This is a genomic window from Kitasatospora viridis (genome assembly GCF_007829815.1).
Taxonomy (GTDB): Bacteria; Actinomycetota; Actinomycetes; order Streptomycetales; family Streptomycetaceae; genus Kitasatospora; species Kitasatospora viridis.
On sequence record NZ_VIWT01000001.1, the window covers coordinates 3,069,780 to 3,089,492 of the forward strand.

Consider the following 19,713-nt stretch of genomic DNA (forward strand, 5'->3'; position numbering starts at 1 on the left):
TTGGTCTAGTCCACTTTGGGAACCCGCGTCGAGTCGTCCGCGGCCCCAGGAAACCACCGCCGGACCAACCGTGGAGTCACGCATGCCGCTGTCCGATGAGCGTCCCCACCGAGCGGCTCCCCGTGGCGGCTACACCAGCACCGACGGCGAGAACTACCGCGCGCCCGTGCCCCTGCGCGACCTGACGAAGCGGCTGCCCCTGCGGGTGCTCTCCGCCGAGGACTTCCGGCACTGGCAGGACCACGGCTACGTCATCGTCCGGGAGGCGATCCCGGCGGCCGCCGCCCGGGCCCTGCTCGACTTCGCCTGGGAGTTCCAGGGCATGGACCCCGAGCGCCCCGACACCTGGTACCCCGAACGCCGGTTCCTCTCCAAGCTCTTCCGCGACCTGCACGTCTACGGCTTCGTCGAGGCGTACCACCACCAACTCCTCTGGGACAGCCGGCAGAGCAGGCGGGTCTACGACGCCTTCGTCGACGTCTGGGACTGCGAGGAGCTCTGGGTCACCCTGGACCGGCTCAACCTCAACCCGCCCAACACCGGCAGCCGCAGCCGCTCGCTGATCGCCCCCACCGAGACCGGCTTCGACATCGACCTGCACTGGGACGTGGACACCACGGCCGCCGAACCCCCGCAGCGGGTCCAGGGCATCATCGCGCTCACCGCCACCGGGCCCGACGACGGCGGGTTCCAGTGCTCGCCCGAGCTGTTCCACCGGTTCGACCGGTGGAAGGCCGAGCAGCCGGCCGACCGCGACCCGATCCGGCCGAACGCCGACCGCACCCGGTACCCCGTCGTCCGGCCCGAGTTGAACCCCGGCGACCTGCTGATCTGGAACGGGTTCCTGGCCCACGGGGTGGCGCCGAACCTGTCCGAGCGGTCCGTCCGCTCGGTGCAGTACCTGTCGATGATGCCGGCCCTGGAGGACGACGAGGAGCTGCGCCGCTCCCGGATCGACTCCTGGCGCACCCTCAGCACGCCGCGCTGGAACAAGACCCTGGTCGGCGACCTGGAACGGCCCGAGGCCACCCGCTACCGGACCGCCGAACTGAACCCGCTCGGGCGCCGGCTGCTCGGCCTGGACCCGTGGGACGCACCGGCGGCCGAGCCGGCGCCGGGGGAGCCGGCGTGAAGCGGATCTGCCTGGCGCTGCCCACCAACCGGCCCTGCGCGGCCACCATCACCGCCGCGCACGGCGAAGCCGCCTGGGCCGCCGAGCAGTTCGGGGTCGAGGTGCACCTGCTGGTGCTCGACTCCTGCACCGGAGCCGAGCTCGCCGAGCACGCCGCCGTGCTGGCCGCCCTGCCGCACCGGCCGGGAGTCGTGGCGCACCACCTGGACGAGCCGGCGCAGCGCCGCTTCCTGCGCGCCGTGATCGAGCGCGCGGTGCCCGGGACCGGGCGGGCCGAGCGCCTGCTGGAGCTGATGCTCCCGGCCGGCGTCTCCTACGGCGCCTGCACCAACCGGGCCTTCCTGATCGCTGCCGCGCTGGGCTGCGAGTCGGTGCACCGGCGGGACTCGGACAGCCGCTACCAGGAGCTCGACGGCGAGACGATCCACCCGCTGCGGCACGAGCTGGACCTGCTCGGCCGCCCTGCGGGCGAGGTGGCGCCGCGCGCCACCCGGGCCGTGCTCGACCCGGCGATGGCCGCCCGGCCGGTGTCGCTGGTCGGCGGCTCCTTCCTCGGCGAGATGTCCGTCGACGTCGGCGAGATCCGCGAGCTCTCCCCGCAGGTCTACCAGGACGTGGTCGCCCTCTACGCGCCCGGCGAGCTGGACGGCGTGCGCAAGCGGTGGCTGGCGAGCCGCTCCTTCACCGGCGCGGGCGGCGGCGCCTTCACCGCGGACCGCAGCACGCTGGGCGCCTTCGACCCCTACGCCGTGGAGATGTGCAACATCGCGCTGGCCGGCGAGGTCTACCAGCGGGTGCCGCTGCCGCCGGCGACCGACACCATCGGCAGCGACTACTTCCTGATCCACCTGGTGCACGACGCGAAGCTGCCCGGCGCGGTGCACAACCGCCACATCCTGAACTACTACACCCCGGAGCGGCGCACCGAGCAGGGCTTCCTCGCCTACCAGGTGCGGTTCGTGAAGTTCCTGCTGTCGATGCTGCAGCTGAACCACGTCCGGGAGCGGACGGCGCGGGCCGGCGCGGAGCTGCTGGACGAGCGGCACCGGCTGCGGGCCGACCTGGTCGCCGGGATCGTCCGGGAGAGCCTGGAGCTGGACCCCGCGCCGAACCGGGGCCGGCTGGCGGTGCTCGACCGCGGCTACCGCGAACTCGGCGGGCGCTACGCCGAGGTGGCCGACCTGGTGGCCGACCGGTCCGCGGAGCTCCTCGACGGGGCGCGCGCCGACATGGCCGACTTCGCCCTGCTGCTGGCGGACTGGGACGCGATGATCAGGGCCTGCGACCACGTGGTGCCCGGTGGACCGAACTGATGGGTGGTTGGAAACAGTGACCGATTCCCGGACCGAGGCCGCCGCGGCCGACGCCACGCTCGCCGCGCGCCTGGCCGCCTACGTGGTGCTCGCCCACGACCCCGCCGTCCCGCAGATCGCGGCCGACTACTGGGAGTTGAGCGAGGAGTCGTACCACGCGACGGACCGGCTGGTGGCCGAGCTGGTGGCCCGGGCCGACCCGGCGGCGCAGGCCGCCTACCGGGAGCTGGTCGCCGCGCCGACCGAGCCGGGCCGGCAGTTCGCGCTGCGCCACCGGCTGCGCGAGCTGCTGGCGCGCGAGCCGGAGCGGGCCGCGGGGCTGCGCGCGGCGGTGGCCGGGGCGGACGAGCGGATCTGGATCGACTACCACCTCGGCGAGGCGGTCGAGCAGCCGCCCGCGGCCGCCCCCGCGCCCGACGTGCAGGTGGTGATCCCGTTCCGGGACCGCGAGCACGGCCTGCGCACCCGCAACCTGCTGGCCTGCCTGCGCGCGCTGGCCGACCAGCGGGGCGACGCGGTGGTGCACGTGACGGTGGTCGAGGCCGACGCCGTCCCGCGCTCGCGCGAGCTGCTGGACTCGATGGCCGACGAGTACCTCTTCGCCCGCAAGGACGGCCTGTTCAACAAGTCCTGGACGGTCAACGTCGGGGTGGTCGCGACCGCGCGCCCGGCGCCGGTGGTCTGCGTGCTGGACGCCGACATCCTGGTGGAGCGCGACTTCGTCGAGCGCAACCTGCGGCGGCTGCGCGAGGGGGCGCACGGCGCCCACCTGCCGTTCCGCTGGTCGCTCTCGCTGGACGAGGCCTCGACCCGGCGGGCCATCGCCCGGCGCACCCGGGCCGGCGCGGCCGAGGTGCCCGGCTCGGTGCTGCGCGGCCTGCTGCTGCGGGAGCCGCCGGGCGGCTGCGTCTGGGTGCGCTCGGCGGTGTTCCACGCCGTCGGCGGCTTCGACGAGCGCTACGAGGGCTGGGGCGGCGAGGACGACGACGTGGTCGCCCGGCTGGACCGGGCGGCCGGCGTGGCCCGGTTCGACGACGAGCTGCTGCACCTCGACCACCCCCGCCCGGCCATGACCCGGGACACCGGAGTGCCGTTCAACGCCCATCTGGAACCGCTGAGTTGGACGCCCGAGCACGGCTACGGCGACCTGGCCAGGTTCGCCGGCTGACCGTCAGACGGCGGCGCGCAGCGGGCGGGCGGACAGCGCCACCGCGGCGAGCGCGGTGGCCAGCGGCGGCACGAAGACCAGCACGAAGGCCGAGCCGCCGGAGCCCGCGCCGCCGCCCGCCGGGGCGTGCAGCAGCACCCCGGCCAGGCCGACCAGCAGCACGCTGCACAGGTTGTCCGAGAGCTCCAGGGAGGCCGAGTTGGCGCCCTGCTCGGTGGCCGGGGAGAGCTCCATGATCAGCACCCCGACGCTGGGCAGCAGCAGGCCCATGCCGAACCCGGACACCACCAGGGCGAGCGGCGCCGCCCAGGCCGGGACGGGGCCGAAGGCGGCGGCCAGCGCCAGCGCGGTGCCGAGCGCGTGCACCACGGCCCCCGAGCGGATCAGTGCCGTCCGGTCGCCGTCGGTGCGGCGGCCCTGGTACCAGGAGGCGGCCGTCCAGCTCAGCGCCGCGCCGGTCAGCGAGAACCCGGCGAGGGTCGGCGAGAGGTGGTGCCGGTCCACCAGCATGAGCGGCACGAAGGACTCGACGGTGAAGAAGGCGGCCGCCGCGACCCCGCGCAGCAGCACCAGCGCGGGCACGCCCGCGGCGGCGCGCAGCGTGCCGCGCGGCAGCAGGCGGGGCACGCTCAGCGCCAGCAGCAGCAGGCCGGTGCCGGCCGCGGCCCAGCCGAGCGCCGAGCCGCGCCCGGCCTCCGCGTACTGGACCAGCCCGGCGCCCGCGGCGGCGGTGAGCGCGAGCGGCAGGCCGCCGCGGCGGGCCCCGGTCTCTGACTCGTCGGCGCCTTCCGCCGCTTCGGGGGCGGTCGCCGGGCCGGTCCCGGCGGTGGCCCGGTACAGCGGCAGGGCGCCGAGCGCGGCGGCGGCCGCGATGCCGAGGAAGACCCAGCGCCAGGAGAGCCGGTCGGTCACCGCGCCGGCGGCCAGCGGGCCGACCAGCGAGGGCAGCACCCAGCAGGAGGTGATCATGGAGAACACCCGGGGGCGCACCGCGTCGGGGTAGCGGCGGGCCACCACCACGTAGAGCGCCACCGTCAGCCCGCCGCCGCCGAGGCCCTGCAACGCCCGGCCGAGCACCAGTTGGGCCATCCCGTCGGCGCCGCCGCAGGTCAGTGCGCCGAGCGCGAAGCAGCCCAGGGCGCCGAGCGCGGTGGGCCGGGTGCGGCCGGCGTCGCACAGCCGGCCCGCCGTGATGGTGCCGACCAGGCTCGCGGCCATGAAGCCGCCGAACACGGCGGCGTAGCCGCGCAGTCCGTGCAGCGCCTGGACCGCCACCGGCATGGCGGTGCTGAGCGCGAGTTCGGCGAAGGCGACGACGGCGAAGCTGAGGGCGACGGCCAGGGTGACCGAGCGCCACCGGGGGTCGAACAGCGTGCCGGTCCCCCGTGGTGCGGTGTCGAGCGCCTCGTCCTGCGTCGGCGCGGCCGATCCTGCGCTGGCGATGGTGCACCCACTCTCACGTCGATTCGGGCCGGTTGCGCAGACTGGCACGGCCTCCGGTGGCCGTCAACCCACCCGAACTGTCCTAGCCGGAGGCGGTTTTCGGGGTTGTCGGCTCTCTTGACACTATCCAGTGGTCTACGCCAATATCCATTGGTCCGTACCAATGTGCACGGTGCTATCGACGCAGACGGCACTATTTCGGAAGGCCCTGTCGATGAACTCCAGCAGGCACGCCCAGACCGACCCCGAGCTCCGGCGTCTCGCGCTCTCCGTCCTCCAGCCGGGCTTCGTCGGCACGGAGGCGCCGGACTGGCTCCTGCGGGCCATCGGCGACGGTCTGTCCTCGGTCGTCCTGTTCTCCCGCAACATCGCCGCACCCGAGCAGGTCGCCCGGCTCTCGGCCCAACTGCGCGCGGAGAACCCGGAGTTGATCATCGCCATCGACGAGGAGGCCGGTGACGTCACCCGGCTGGAGGCCTGGACCGGCTCCACCCGCCCGGGCAACTTCGCCCTGGGCACCGTCGACGACGTGGACCTCACCGAGGCGGTCGCCCGGGACATCGGCCGCGAACTGCACGCCGCCGGCGTGAGCCTCGACTACGCGCCCAGCGCCGACGTCAACTCCAACCCGCGCAACCCCGTCATCGGCCTGCGCTCCTTCGGCACCACCACCGACCTGGTGGCCCGGCACACCGCCGCCTGGATCCGCGGCCTGCAGTCCGCGGGCGTCGCCGCCTGCGCCAAGCACTTCCCCGGCCACGGCGACACCGCCGTCGACTCGCACCACGGCCTGCCGGTCTACGAGGCCGGCCGCGAGGAGATCGCCGCCACCAGCCTCCCGCCGTTCCGCTCGGCGCTCGCCGAGGGCGTGCGGGTGGTGATGACCGGGCACCTGCTGGTCCCCGTCTACGACGAGCAGCACCCCGCCACCATGAGCCGCCCGATCATCGAGGACCTGCTGCGCGGCGAGCTCGGCTTCGACGGCCTGGTGGTCACCGACGGCATCGAGATGGGCGCCGTCACCGACCGCTACGGCATCGACGGCGCCACCGTCCGCGCGATCGCCGCGGGCGTCGACGCGGTCTGCGTCGGCGGCGAGCGGGCCGACCAGGGCACCGTCGAGCTGCTCTCCGGCGCGCTGCTGGACGCCCTCGCCGCCGGCGAGCTGACCGAGGAGCGGCTGCGCCAGGCGAGCGAGCGGGTGCGCGCCTTCGCCACCTGGTCCAGCACGCTCGGCCGCTCGGTGCCGCGCCACGAGATCCGCGGCGACATCGGCTTCGCGGCGGCCCGCCGGGCGATCCGGATGCACGGCTCGGTCGCCGAGTCGCTGCCGCTGGCCGCCGCCCCGCACGTGGTGGAGCTGGTCCCGGCCACCAACCTGGCGATCGGCAACGAGACCCCCTGGGGCGTCGCCGCGCCGCTGCGCGAGCGGGTGCCCGGCACCACCTTCGTCCGGGTGCACCCCGAGCAGCTCGCCGACGGCGACGCCCTGCTGGACGAGCTGGCGCTGAAGCCGGCCGCCGACCGCCCGCTGGTCGTGGTGGTCCGGGACGCCTCCCGCTACGAGTGGATGAGCGCCGCGCTGGCCACCCTGCTGGCGGCCCGCCCCGACGCGGTCGTGGTCGAGATGGGCCTGCCCGGCGAGCAGACCCCCGGCGCGGTGCACATCGCCACCCACGGCGCCACCACCGCCTCCGGCGTCGCCGCCGCGGAGGCGCTGATCGGCCGCGCGGGCTGAGCCCCGGCCCCGCAGGCAACGACGAACCCCCTGGTCCGGGAGCCGATCCCGGGCCAGGGGGTTCTCCACGTGCCGCCGGGACCGGCCCGCGGGCGGCGCCCCGGTCAGCCGTCGAAGCCGATCGAGCCGTCCCGCCGGCCGCCCTCGGCGAACCAGCGGAACACCGCGAAGCCGACCACCAGCCACAGGCCGCCCACCGCCGCCTCGACCAGCACCTCGCCGGCCGCCGCGGCCACCGGTCCGCCCGCCAGCAGGCCGCGCACCGCCCGCAGCCCGTGGGTGACCGGCAGCACCTCGGCGAGGCCGCGCAGCGGGGCCGGCCAGAAGCCCACCGGCACCTGGGCCCCGGTCAGCACCATCAGGCTCAGCGCCCCGAGGTTGCCCACCAGGCTGCGCAGGTGCACCACCCGCAGCGCCAGCCCGCCGAGCGCCAGCGCGAAGCAGTACACGGTGACGGCGGTGGCCGCGATCGCCGGCACGGCCAGCAGCGCGGCCGGCATCGGCAGCCGCACGCCGAACGCGGGCGCGAGCGCGAAGAGCGAGATGGTGCTGCACACCATGCCGTCGAGCAGCCACTGGACGCTGCGGCCCAGGAAGACCGTGAAGACCTGCCCGGGGGCGGCGACCAGCAGCGGCACCGTGCCGGCCATCCGCTCGGCGGCGGTGGTGGCGCAGGCCAGCATGACGCTGGTGACGGCGACGAAGACCGAGTTGCCGACCAGCAGGAAGGCGGTGTGCCCGGTCCCGACCACCCGCCCGATCAGGGCGAACATCGAGACCTGGCAGAGCAGTCGGAGCAGCCAGGCGAAGGCCCAGGTCCGCCAGGTGTGCATGGACCGCAGGTCGGCCATGGCGACGAGCGCCGCGTAGCGCAGGATGCGCAGGTTCCGTCGGATCATGAGTAGCTCATCGTCCCCAGCACTCGCAGTCGGTGGGTCACCCGGCCGACCAGCCACAGCCCGCCGCCGAACGCGGCCAGGCCCAGCAGCAGCACCGCCGCGAGGCCGCCCGCGGCCCCCCGGGCCGGCGCCGGCAGCATCGCGGAGCGCAGCAGGTCGCTGGACCAGGAGAGGAAGTAGACCCGGCTCAGCGGGCGGATCCAGGCGGGCAGCAGCGAGACCGGCACCACGGCGCCGCTGAGGATGTAGAAGGGGTAGGTCATCGAGTTCTGGAAGGTCAGCACCGACCTGCCGAGCACGAACAGCGCGGTGATCACCGTCGAGGTGCCGATCACGGCGAAGGCGGTGGCGGCCAGCGCGGCGAGGAAGAGCAGCGGGTGCGGCACGCCGATCGGGATGCCGAAGGCCACCCGGGCGACCAGCATGCTCTCGGGCACGCCGACCAGGCTGATCGAGGCGACCACCGCGACCCGGCCGGCCACCAGCAGGGCCAGCGGGGCCGGGGTGGTGGCGGTCGCCTCCAGGGTGGCCCGCTGCCGCTCCACGTCGATGATCTCGCCCGACACGAACAGCGCCGAGCTCCACACCGCCATCACCGAGGTGCCGACCACCGCGTAGGCGGCGAGGTCGCGGCGGCCGCCCTCGACGAAGATCGCCAGGAAGGCGACGGTGAACAGCGGCAGGGTCAGCAGGACCATCAGGTCGTCCAGCGAGGTCCGCATGTGCAGGAACTGGAGCCGGGCACCGGCCAGCAGGACGCGGATCACCGGACCGTCAACCCCCGGTTCCCGATCACCGAGAGGTAGACGTCCTCCAGGCTCGGGCGGCCGGTGGACAGCGCGGTGACGCCGTGGTCCAGCAGGTGGCGCAGCACCGCCGCGGTCGCGCCCTCGGCCACCGTCTCCACCACCAGCGCGCCGTCCGGGTGGTGGGTGACCGCGCCGACCCCGGGCAGTGCGCGCACCGCCGCCGCGACCGGGGCCGGCACCTCGGCGGCGGTGATCCGCTCGTGGGCGGCCATCCAGCGGCCGATGGTCGAGGGCTGCTCGGTGCCGATCAGCCGGCCGCCGTCGACCAGCGAGACCCGGTCGCAGACCGCCTCGGCCTCCGCCATGTCGTGGGTGGTCAGCAGCAGGGTGCGGCCGTCGGCGCGCAACTCGCCGACCAGCGCCCGGAAGTCGTGGGCGGCCACCGGGTCCATGCCGACCGTGGGCTCGTCCAGGATTACCACCTTGGGGTCGTTGATCAGCCCGCGGGCCAGGTGCAGCCGCTGCTTCATGCCGCGCGAGTAGGTCTCGACCCGCTCGTCGGCGCGGTCGGCCAGCCCGGTGCGCTCCAGCAGCCGGGCCACCCGGGGCTTCGCCACGCTGCTCGGCAGGTGGAACAACGAGGACCAGTAGAGCAGGTTCTGACGGGCCGTCAGCCGGTTGTAGAGGCCGCGCTCGCCGCCGAACACGATGCCGACGGTGCGCCGCACCGCCGCCGTGTCGGCCACCACGTCCAGCCCCGCCACCCGGGCCGTGCCCGCGGTCGGCAGCAGCACCGTGGACAGGATCCGGCACAGGGTGGTCTTGCCCGCCCCGTTCGGCCCGAGCAGCCCGTGCACCTCGCCCTCGGGGACGGCCAGGTCGAGGCCGGCCAGGGCCACCCGCGGTTCCTCCCCGGGCCGGGGGAAGGTCCGGCGCAGGTCCTCCACCTCGACCATCGCACGCGTACCGGTCATGTCCGCCTTCCCTGCTCCTCGGTCACCGGTGGGTCGGCCACCGGCGGTTCGATCCGGTCGCCGAGCAGCGCCGCGATCGCGCGCAGCGGCTCGGGCCGCATCAGGTCGTAGTGCCCGGCCGGGATCCGGTGCGGGTGGATCCGGCCGTCCACCGCCGCGTGCCAGGCCTCGGCGCCGGGCGCGGCCCCGTGCTCGGGGTGCTCGGCGAGCACGTGCAGCACGTCGCCGCGGAACCGCTCGGGCCGGTAGCCGGCGGCCAGCCGCAGGTTGTTGCGGGTCACCTCGTCGAGCCGGGCCAGCTGGGCCGGCTCGACGTGGCGCAGCGCGCCGTGCTCGAAGTGCAGCCGGGCGGTGAGCAGGTCGTCCTCGGCGGGCTCGGCCGGGCCGCCGCCGTGCAGCCGGCTGTCCAGCAGCGCCAGCAGGGACACCCGCTCGCCGGCGCGCTGCAGCAGGGTCGCCATGGCGTGCGCGACGTTGCCGCCGAACGACCAGCCGAGCAGCTGGTACGGCCCGTGCGGCTGCACGGCGCGGATCCGCTCGACGTAGGCCTCGGCCATCTCCCGCACGCTGCCCGGCAGCGGCGCGTCGGCGGGCCCGTCGACCGCCTGCAGCCCGAAGACCGGTGTGCCCGGCGGCAGCAGCCCGGCCAGCCCGGCGTAGCACCAGGCCAGCCCGTTGACCGGGTGGACGCAGAACAGCGCCGGCCGGTCCCCGCCGACCCGGATCGGCAGCAGGCCGGTGTACGGGCCGCGCTGGGCGCCGCCGTCCAGCGCGGCGGCCAGGCCCGCGACGTCGGGTGTGCGGAACACCTGCTCCAGGCCGAGGTCGACGCCGAGCACCTCGCGCAGCCGGTCCACCAGGCGCACGGCGAGCAGCGAGTGGCCGCCGAGCTCGAAGAAGCCGTCCTCGACGCCGACCGCGGAGCGGCCCAGCACCTCGGCGAAGACGTCGCGGACGATCTCCTCGCGCGGGGTGCGGGGCTGCGCGGCCGTGCCGTCGGCGGCCGGGTCGGGCAGCAGCTCCGCCAGCGCCGCGCGGTCGACCTTGCCGTGCGCGGTCAGCGGGATCCGGTCCAGCACGGTGAGGGTGGCGGGCAGCATCGCGGCCGGCAGCACGGCGGCGAGGCGGCGGCGCAGCTCGCCCGGTTCGAGGGCGGCATCGTGACGGGGCGTCAGGTAGCCGAGCAGCCGGGGGCCGTCCGGTCCGGTGCGCACGATGACGGCCGCGTCGGCGACGCCCGGCAGCGCCCGCAGCGCCGCCGCCACCTCGCCGGGTTCGATCCGGACCCCGCGGATCTTGACCTGGTCGTCGGACCGGCCGGCGAACACCAGTTGGCCGTCCGGGTCCCGGTGGGCCCGGTCTCCGGTGTGGTAGAGCCGGGTGCCCGGCGTGCCGTACGGGTCGGCGACGAACCGCCCGGCGGTCAGGCCGGGCCGCCCGGCGTAGCCCAGCGCCAGGCCGGCGCCGGCCAGGTACACGTCGCCGGGGACGCCGGGCGGCACCGGCCGCAGCCGGTCGTCCAGCAGCAGCACCCGGGTGCCGGCCACCGGGCGGCCGATCGGCGGCGGGCCGCCGCCGGGGGCGAGCGGGTCGCTGATGGTCGCGGCGACGGTGCTCTCGGTCGGGCCGTAGGCGTTGATCATCCGCCGCCCCGGCGCCCAGGCGGTGACCAGTTCGGGCGGGCAGGCCTCGGCCCCGACCACCAGGCAGTCCAGCACCCCGGCGGGCAGCACCGGCACGGTGGCCAGCACGGCGGGCGGGATCACCGCGTGGGTCACCCGGGCCCGGGTGATCAGCCCGGCCAGCTCCGGCCCGGCCAGCACGGCGGCCCGCCAGCGCTCGGGACCGGCCGCCGGCTCGGGGACGACCAGGGCCGCGCCGCGGCTCCAGGCCATCAGCAGCTCCATGATCGAGGCGTCGAAGCCGGGGGAGGCGAGTTGCAGCACCCGGGAGCCGGCGGTGATCCCGAACCGGTCCGCCATGGCGGCGGCCAGGCTGCTCAGGCCGCGCTGGGGCACCCGGACGCCCTTGGGCCGACCGGTGGAGCCGGAGGTGTAGATCAGGTAGGCGGTGGAGTCCGGCGGCATCGCGCGCACCGCCGGCGCCGGGTGCCCGCGCACCGGCTCCGCCGGCAGCGGCAGCCGCGCGATCCCGTGCTCGGGCAGCGGCGTGCCGTCGGCGGCGAGCAGCAGCACCGGGGCCGCGTCGGCCAGCAGGTACGCGATCCGCTCGGCCGGGTACCCGGGGTCGACGGGCAGGTGGACCGCCCCGATCCGGGAGATCGCGAGCACCGCCACCACCAGCTCGACGGAGCGCGGCAGCGCCACCGCGACCACGTCCTGCGGGCGGGTGCCGCGGGCCAGCAGCCGGGCGGCTAGCCCGGCGGCCCGGCGCTCGACCTCGGCGAAGGACAGCACCGCGTCACCGCAGACCACCGCCGGGGCGTGCGGGGTGCGCGCGGCGCGGGCGGCGAACAGCTGGGCCAGGGTGGCGGGTTCGGCCGGGGGCCCGCCACCGGCGAGGGCCTGCTCCCGCTGCTCCGGGGCGAGTGCCTCCAGGTCGCCGATCCGGCGGCCCGGGTCGGCCGAGGCCTGGTCGAGCAGGCCGATCAGCAGCCGGGCGAGCCCCTCGACGGTGGCGCGCTCGAACAGCGCCCGGCGGTAGCCGAGGCGCAGGGCGAGCGTGCTCGCCCCGTCGGCCGACGGGGTGTCGGTGAACTCCACCAGGAGGTCGAACTTGGTGGCGTCGTAGCCGACTTCGACGGGCACGGCGGTCAGGTCGCCGAACGGCACGGGGGTGTCCGGCTCCCCGGTCTGGTAGGCGGACATCACGCTGAACAGCGGGTTGCGCCCGGCGGCCCGGGCCGGCCGCAGCAGTTCGACGACCCGCTCGAAGGGCAGGTCCTGGTGGGCGAGCGCGCCCAGCACCACGGCCCGGGTGCGGGCCAGGAGTTCGCCGAAGCCCGGGTCGCCGCCGGCGTCGATCCGCAGCACCAGGGTGTTGACGAAGAAGCCGAGCAGCTCTTCCAGCGCCTCGTCGGTCCGCCCGGACACCACGGTGCCCAGCGGCACGTCCGTGCCGGCCCCGATCCGCGCCATCAGCAGCGCGACCCCGGCCTGCAGGACGGTGAACAGGCTGCTGCCGGTGTCCTCGGCCAGCCGCCGCAGCCGGTCGGCGACCTTCTCGGGCACGGGCAGCGCGAAGCTGTCGCCGCTGGTGTCGGCGGGCTCGGCCGGGTCGGCGGCGTCGCGGCGCAACGGGAGCCGCAGCTGGGGCAGTTCGGCGAGGGTGTGCCGCCAGTAGCGGGCCTGCCGGGCCAGCAGCCCGTCCGGCTGGTGCTCGGTGGCGGCCAACTCGGCCTGCCAGAGCGCGTAGTCCGGGTACTGCACCGGCAGCGGCGGGCGCGGCGGCGGTGTGCCGAGCAGGTGCCGCTGGTAGGCCTCGGTCAGGTCGCGCCAGAAGGTGCCGATCGCGAAGCCGTCGATCGCGATGTGGTGGACGACGACGAGCAGCAGGTGCTCGTCCTGACCCAGCGTCACCAGTACGGCCCGCAGCGGCAGTTCGGTGGACAGGTCGAAGGGCCGGGAGGCCTCGGCGGTGAGCAGGGCGTCCTGCTCCGAGAGGTCGGCCTCGACGCAGCGCAGCAGCGAGCCGGCCGGCGGCGGCTCCAGGACCAGCTGGACGGGTTCGCCGGCGGGCGCCGGGTAGACGGTGCGCAGCACCTCGTGGCGGCGCACCACCTCGTCCAGCGCGGCGTCCAGCGCGGCCCGGTCGGGGCGGCCGCGCAGCCGGCGGGCGAGCGGCACGTTGTAGGCCGTGTCCAGGCCGGCGAACCGGTGCAGCAGCCAGAGCCGGCGCTGCGCGGGGGAGAGCGGCAGCACGGCGGGGCGCTCGCGGGCGGTGAGGGCGGGCCGGGCCCGGGCGGCCCCCGCCACCCGGCCGGCGAGCTCGGCCACCGTCCTGGCCTCGAAGACGTCCCGGACCGAGAGCTCCGCGCCGAACGCCGAGCCGATCCGCGCGGCCAGCCGGATCGCCGCCAGCGAGTGGCCGCCGAGCTGGAAGAAGTCGGTGTCGGGGCCGATCCGCTCCGCCGCGGCGCCGGTGACCTCGGCGAACAGCGCGCGCAGCAGCAGCTGGGCGGGGTCGGTGAGGGCCGGGCCGGCGGCCGCGGGGAGTTCGGGTGCGGGCAGTGCCTTGCGGTCGACCTTGCCGTTGGCGGTCAGCGGCAGCCGGTCCAGCGGCATCAGCACCGCGGGCACCATGTAGGCGGGCAGCACGGCGGACAGCCGCCCGCGCAGCGCGCCGGGGTCGAGGGTGCGGCCGGCGGCCGGCACGAGGTAGCCGACCAGCAGCGGGCCGGCGGCACCGGCCTCGCGGACCACGGTGACCACCTGGGCCACCCCGTCGAGCGCGGCGAGCGCGTCCGACACCTCGTCGAGTTCGATCCGGAAGCCGCGCAGCTTGACCTGCCCGTCGGCCCGGCCGACGAAGTCGAGCTGCCCGTCGCGGCGCCGGCGCACCAAGTCACCCGTGCGGTACATCCCCCAGCCTCCGGCCGGGGGGACCCCCAAGCCTCCCGCCGGGACGAACGGGCAGGCGACGAACCGCTCCGCGGTCAGGTCGGGGCGGCCCAGGTAGCCGCGGGCCACCCCGGCGCCGGACAGGTAGAGCTCACCGACCACGCCGCGCGGCACCGGCCGGAGCCGGTCGTCCAGCACGTGGGCCCGCATGCCGTCGAGCGGGCGGCCGATCGGGAAGCTGCTGCCCGGCGGGTCCGCCGCGTCGGCGCGGGCGCTGGTGGCGAAGGTGGTGGCCTCGGTCGGCCCGTACCCGTTGGCGACGACCAGGCCGGGGCAGGCGTCCAGCACCCGGCGCACGGCCGCCGCGGGGACCACGTCGCCGCCTGCCCAGACCTCGGTGACACCGGCCAGGCAGCCCGGGTCGAGCTCGGCGACCAGCTGGAACAGCCCGGAGGTCAGCCAGAGCGCGGTCACGCCGCCCTCGTCGAGCAGCTGCCCGAGCCGGCGCACGTCCAGGTCGCCGGGCGGGGCGACGACGGCCGTGCCGCCGCGCAGCAGCGGCACCCAGACCTCGTAGGTGGACAGGTCGAACGCGGTGGGGGAGTGCACCAGGACGCGCCGGTGGGCGCCGCCGGCCCAGCGGTGGTCGCGGACGAAGGCCAGGATGTCGCCGTGGCTGACGGCCACGCCCTTGGGCGCCCCGGTGGAGCCGGAGGTGAAGATGGTGTACGCCAGCGCGGCGGGGTGGCCCGGGGCGTGCTGCCCGCCGGGGCGGGCGGGTTCCGCCGGGTCCGGCGCCGGCGGCAGCGCCAGGCAGGGCCGGCCGAGCGCCTCGGCGCGCCCGGCCCAGGCGGGGTCGGTCAGCACCAGCACCGCCCCGGCCTCGTCGAGCACCCGCCGGTGCCGGGCGGTCGGGTCGCTGAGGTGCAGCGGCAGGTAGGCGGCGCCGGCCTTGAGCACCGCCAGCAGGCCGGCGACCAGCGCGGCCGAGCGGTCGCAGAGCAGCGCGACCCGGTCCTCGGGCCGCACGCCCCGGCGGACCAGCTCCTCGGCCAACCGGTCCGACCAGGCGTCGAGTTGGCGGTAGCTGATGCTGCGTCCGGGCTCCCGCACCGCCTCCGCCGCCGGGGTGTGCCGCGCCCAGTGGCGGAACAGCTCGGGGACGGTGGTGGCCGTGGGCGCGGCGGCCGGCGGGGCCGGCACCGGCTCCGCGAGCAGCTCGCGGCGTTCCGCGGCGGAGAGGAGCTCGGCCGTGCCGACCGGCTGGTGCGGCCGGCCGACCAGCGCGGACAGCAGTCTGACGTACCGTTCGCCCAGCTCGGCGGCGGTGTCGCGGTCGTACAGGTCGGTGCTGTACTCCAGCAGGCAGCTCAGGCCGAGCGGGGAGCCGTCGGGCGCCCGGCGCTCGCGGAAGGTGAAGGTGAGGTCGAACTTGGCGGCGGCCCCGCCGAGCGGGTACGGCTCGACGGCGAGGCCGGGCAGTTCGGGCGCCTCCTCGTCGGCCAGCAGCAGCATGACCTGGAACAGCGGGTGCCGGGCGAGCGAGCGGGGCGGGTTGACGGCCTCGACGATCCGCTCGAACGGCACGTCCTGGTCGTCGTGGGCGGCGAGGTCGGTCTCCCGGATCCGGGCCAGCAGTTCGACCGGCGTCGGGTCCCCGGAGAGGTCGTACCGGAGCACCTGGGTGTTGACGAAGAAGCCGACCAGCTCGTCCAGCGCGGCGTCGCGCCGCCCGGCGGTGACGCCGCCGATCGCCAGGTCGGTGCCGCAGCCGAGCCGGGAGAGCAGCAGGGCGAGGGCGGCCTGCAGCACCATGGTGCCGCTGGTGGCGGTCAGTGCGGCCAACGCGGCGACCCCGCAGTGCAGTTCGGCGTCGGTCTCGAAGTGCACCGCGTCGGCGCCGAGGGTCGGGGTGGCCGGGCGGGGCCGGTCGGCCGGCGGCGCGCTCTCCTCCGGGAGGCCGGCCAACCGCTCGTGCCAGCGCCCGAGCTGACGGTGCGCCAGGCTGTCCGGATCGTCCTCCCGGCCGAGCAGGTCGGCCTGCCACCGGGTGTAGTCGGCGTACCGCACCGGCAGCGGGCGCCGGTCGGGCGCCGCACCGGCGCGCCGTGCCGCGTAGGCCGCCGCCAGGTCGGTCCACAGCGGCCCGGTCGACCAGCCGTCGGTGGCGAGGTGGTGCAGCACGACGGCCAGCACGTGCTGCTCGGGCGCGAGCCGGAACAGCGCGCAGCGCAGCGGCGGTTCGCGGTCGAGCGCGAACGGGCGCCGGACCAGGGCCGCGAGTTCGCCGGGCAGCCGCGTCCCGTCCGTGTCGACGGTCGGCAGGTCGACCGGCGAGGCGGGCAGGATCCGTTGGCGGGGCTCGCCGTCGACGGCCGGGAAGACGGTGCGCAGCGGTTCGTGCCGCTCGACCAGGTCGCCGAGGGCGGCCCGCAGCGCGGTCGCGTCGAGGGCGCCGGTCAGCCGGTGCACCGCCGGGACGTGGTAGCGGTCGGACGGGCCGTCGGCCTGCTCGACGAACCAGAGCCGGCGCTGGGCGGGTGAGAGCGGCAGCACGGCCGGCAGCGGCCCCGGCAGCAGCGGCGGGTGCGCGCGGGTGGCCGACCCGCCGGCTTCGGCGGCCTCGGCCGCCGCGGCGAGGCCACGGACCGTCGGGTGGTCGAACAGGTCACGCAGCGTCAGGTCGACTCGCAGCGCCGCCCGGATCCGGCTCAACAGCCGGGTGGCGAGCAGCGAGTGGCCGCCGAGGGCGAAGAAGTCGTCGTCCACGCCGACGGCCCGCCCCGGGCCCGCGCCCGGCCGGCCGAGCACCTCGGCGAACAGGGTGCGCAGCACCTCCTCGCGCGGCGACCGGGCGGCCCGGCCGCCACCCGCGGCGGTGCCGAACTCCGGTGCGGGCAGGGCGCGGTGGTCGATCTTCCCGTTGACCGTCAGCGGCAGCGCGGCGAGCGGCACGAAGGCGTCCGGCACCATGGCGCGTGGCAGCTGCCGCCCGGCGTGCGCGCGCAGCTCCGCCGCCGGCACGGGCTCGCCGTGCGGCACGACGTAGGCGACCAGGCGGCGGACCCCGTGCTCGTCCGCCCGGGCCAGCACGGCGGCCTGTGCGACCGCCGGGTGGCGCCGCAGCGCCTCGGCGACCTCGCCCGGCTCGATCCGGTGGCCGCGGATCTTCACCTGGTCGTCGGTGCGGCCCAGGTAGCCGAGCGAGCCGTCGTGACCCCGGCGGACCAGGTCGCCGGTGCGGTACATGCGGGCGCCCGGGGCGGCGAACGGGTCGGCGCCCGGGTCGGCGAACGGGTCAGCGACGAAGCGCTCCGCGGTCAGCTCCGGCCGGCCGACGTAACCTCGGGCCAACTGAACGCCGGACAGGTAGAGTTCGCCGACCGCGCCGGGCGGCACGGGCCGCAGCAGCCGGTCCAGCACGTAGCCGTGCACGCCGTCCAGCGGCCCGCCGAGCAGCGGCCGCGCACTGTCCGCGAGCCGGGCCGCCAGCGCGTCCACCGTGCACTCGGTCGGCCCGTAGTAGTTGGTGGCCACCGTGCCCGGGTGCGCGCGCAGTTCGGTCCACAGCGCCTGGTCCAGCGCCTCGCCGCCGATCATCAGCAGGCCGGGCGCCCGGTCGCCGTCGAGCAGGCCGGCCGCCAGCAGCGCCGTCGCGAAGGTCGGCGTGAGGTCCATGAAGTCGATGCCGGCCGTCCGCACCCGGGCGACCAGCGCCTCGGGGTCGCGCCGCACCTGATCGTCGATCAGGTGCAGCTGGTGGCCGGCGGTCAGCGCGAGCGGGCCCTCCCAGGCGGTGTCGAAGGTGGTGGCGGCGGTCAGCGCGACCCGCAGTGGTCGGCCGAGCCGGCGCGCGTGCGGGCCGAAGAGCCGGTCGGCGTGCTGCGCCCGGAGGTTGGCCAGACTGCGGTGGCTCACCAGCACGCCCTTGGGGCGGCCGGTGGAGCCGGAGGTGTGGATCACGTAGGCGGCGTGGTCGGGCAGCAGCGGGCCGGCCCGGTCGGCGTCGGTGACCGGTTCCGGGGAGGCCGCGGCGAGCGCCGCCGCCACCTCGGGCGCGTCGAGCGCCAGCACGGCGGCGCCGTGCTCGGGCAGCCGGGCGGCGGCCGCGCCGGTGGTGAGCAGCAGCACCGGAGCGGTGTCCGCCAGGACCTGCCCGGTGCGCTCGGCCGGGGCGTCGAGGTCGACCGGCACCAGCACCCCGCCGGCCCGCAGCACCGCGAACAGCGCGACCACCGAGTCGGCGGTGCGCGGCAGGGCGAGGGCCACGGCCCGCTCGGGCGCGACGCCGGCCGCCGTCAGCACCCGGGCCAGCCGGTTGACCCGGGCGTCGAGCCCGCCGAAGGTGAGCACCGCGTCCTCGGCCACCAGCGCGGTGTCGCCGGGGCGGGCGGCGGCGTGCGCGGCCAACGCGTCGGCGACCAGCACAGTGGCAGCTGACGAGGCGTCATCCTGGGCCGTCGCGGGGATCCGGACCGGCTCTTCGGGCGCGGCGAGCGGCAACCCGGCGAGCGCCGCCCCGGGCTCGTCGAGCAGGTGCTCCAGCACCCGGACGAAGGTGTCGGCCATCGCCCGCACGGTGGCGGCGTCGAAGAGTTCCGCGTCGTAGCCGAAGGTCGCGCGGAGCACGCCGTTGTCCACGATGCTGTCGAGCTCCAGGGCGAACCTGGTGGCCCGCTCGTCCACCCCGTCCCGCACGCACAGCGCGTCGGGGCCGGTGGCCGAGGTCCACTCGCCGTGGTGCACGGTGACGACCTCGAAGAGCGGGTCGCGGTGCGGCTCGCGCAGCGGGCGCAGCGCCGTGACCACCTGCTCGAACGGTGCGTCCTGGTGCGCCTGGGCGTCCCGCAGCCGCTGGTGGGCCTGCCGGCACAGCTCGCGCACGGTGGTCGCGGCGGCGAGGTCGAGGCGCACCGCGACCGTGGTCGAGTAGTACCCGACGACGTCCGCGAACTCCGCGCCCCGGTGGCCGCGCAGCACGGTGCCGAGCGTCAGGTCGGTCTGCCCGGAGTAGGCGCCGAGCACCACGCCGAGCGCGGCGGTCAGCACCCCGGACAGCGTGCTGCGGTAGCGCAGCGCCCGGGTCTTCAGCTCGCGGGTGCGGGCCTCGGAGAGCTCGGTGGTGACGTAGCCGGCGCTGCGCGGGCCGGGGCGGTGCGGCCGGTCGGTGACCAGTTCGAGCCGCTCGTGGCCGGCCAGTTCGGCCCGCCAGAAGTCCAGCTGCCGGTCCAGCTCGGCCTGCGGGACCGCCCGCTGGGCGGCCGCGAAGTCCCGGTAGGCGGCCCGCGGTTCGGGCAGCTCGGCGGCCCGCCCGCCGGTCGCCGCGCGGTACAGCTCGGCGATCTCGCGCTGCAGGACCCGGACCGACTCGCCGTCGACCATCACGTGGTGCATGGCCAGCACCAGCACGGCGGCCCGGCCGGCCGCGACCACCCGGGCGCGGATCGGCGGCGCGGCGGCCAGGTCGAAGGCGCGCGCGGCGAACTCGTTGGCGAGCGGGCGCCAGTCGTCCGCCGCCTCGACCCGGTCCAGCGGCACGGTGTGCCCCTCGGTCACCACGCCGTACGGCCGCCCGTCGGCCACGGCGTAGCGGGTGCGCAGCACCTCGTGGCGGGCCGACAGTTCGGCCAGCACCCGGGCCACCGCCGGCTGGTCCAGCCCGCCGGGGAAGACCAGCACCAACGGGACGTTGTAGCTGACGTCCTGCGGGTCGAGCTGCTGGAGCCACCACAGCCGCTCCTGCCCGGAGGACAGCACGGTACCGGTCACGCCTGGTT

General features: G+C 76.4%; 9 protein-coding genes. 4 read left to right on the top strand and 5 right to left on the bottom strand.

Annotation, left to right across the window (positions count from 1 at the left end):
- Positions 1 to 82: 82 nt before the first annotated feature.
- From FHX73_RS13720 to FHX73_RS13730, 3 genes are read left to right on the top strand one after another with little or no spacing between them, the layout of a single operon-like run.
- Positions 83 to 1,132, top strand: a complete 1,050-nt coding sequence (locus FHX73_RS13720; RefSeq protein WP_145905279.1) for a phytanoyl-CoA dioxygenase family protein — start codon at positions 83 to 85, stop codon at positions 1,130 to 1,132.
- Positions 1,129 to 2,445, top strand: a complete 1,317-nt coding sequence (locus tag FHX73_RS13725) for a DUF6271 family protein (protein WP_145905280.1) — start codon at positions 1,129 to 1,131, stop codon at positions 2,443 to 2,445. Before FHX73_RS13720 ends, FHX73_RS13725 begins: the two co-directional genes overlap by 4 nt.
- A gap of 16 nt (positions 2,446 to 2,461) precedes the next feature.
- A complete protein-coding gene (locus tag FHX73_RS13730; protein WP_145905281.1) occupies positions 2,462 to 3,613 on the top strand; it encodes a glycosyltransferase family 2 protein in 1,152 nt (383 codons plus the stop codon).
- Between the two features lie 3 nt (positions 3,614 to 3,616).
- On the opposite strand, the gene FHX73_RS13735 is transcribed toward FHX73_RS13730, so the two are convergent.
- Positions 3,617 to 5,104, bottom strand: coding sequence for an MFS transporter (locus tag FHX73_RS13735; protein ID WP_145905282.1), 1,488 nt, complete (start codon positions 5,102 to 5,104; stop codon positions 3,617 to 3,619).
- A gap of 166 nt (positions 5,105 to 5,270) precedes the next feature.
- Between FHX73_RS13735 and FHX73_RS13740 the strand changes: the two genes are divergently transcribed.
- Complete coding sequence (locus FHX73_RS13740) at positions 5,271 to 6,794, top strand: glycoside hydrolase family 3 protein (RefSeq protein WP_145905283.1); 1,524 nt, start codon at positions 5,271 to 5,273, stop codon at positions 6,792 to 6,794.
- A 104-nt stretch (positions 6,795 to 6,898) separates the two neighbouring features.
- On the opposite strand, the gene FHX73_RS13745 is transcribed toward FHX73_RS13740, so the two are convergent.
- The 4 genes from FHX73_RS13745 to FHX73_RS13760 are packed head-to-tail and all read right to left on the bottom strand — an operon-like array spanning position 6,899 to position 19,705.
- The gene (locus FHX73_RS13745; RefSeq protein ID WP_145905284.1) at positions 6,899 to 7,693 is read right to left on the bottom strand and encodes an ABC transporter permease; all 795 of its coding nucleotides are present in this window, start codon (positions 7,691 to 7,693) and stop codon (positions 6,899 to 6,901) included.
- Entirely contained in the window at positions 7,690 to 8,460 is a 771-nt protein-coding gene (locus tag FHX73_RS13750) for an ABC transporter permease (RefSeq protein WP_145905285.1), read from the bottom strand. The genes FHX73_RS13745 and FHX73_RS13750 overlap by 4 nt, the downstream gene beginning before the upstream one ends.
- The gene (locus FHX73_RS13755; RefSeq protein ID WP_145905286.1) at positions 8,457 to 9,416 is read right to left on the bottom strand and encodes an ABC transporter ATP-binding protein; all 960 of its coding nucleotides are present in this window, start codon (positions 9,414 to 9,416) and stop codon (positions 8,457 to 8,459) included. Before FHX73_RS13755 ends, FHX73_RS13750 begins: the two co-directional genes overlap by 4 nt.
- The gene (locus FHX73_RS13760; RefSeq protein ID WP_145905287.1) at positions 9,413 to 19,705 is read right to left on the bottom strand and encodes a non-ribosomal peptide synthetase; all 10,293 of its coding nucleotides are present in this window, start codon (positions 19,703 to 19,705) and stop codon (positions 9,413 to 9,415) included. Before FHX73_RS13760 ends, FHX73_RS13755 begins: the two co-directional genes overlap by 4 nt.
- Positions 19,706 to 19,713: the final 8 nt, after the last annotated feature.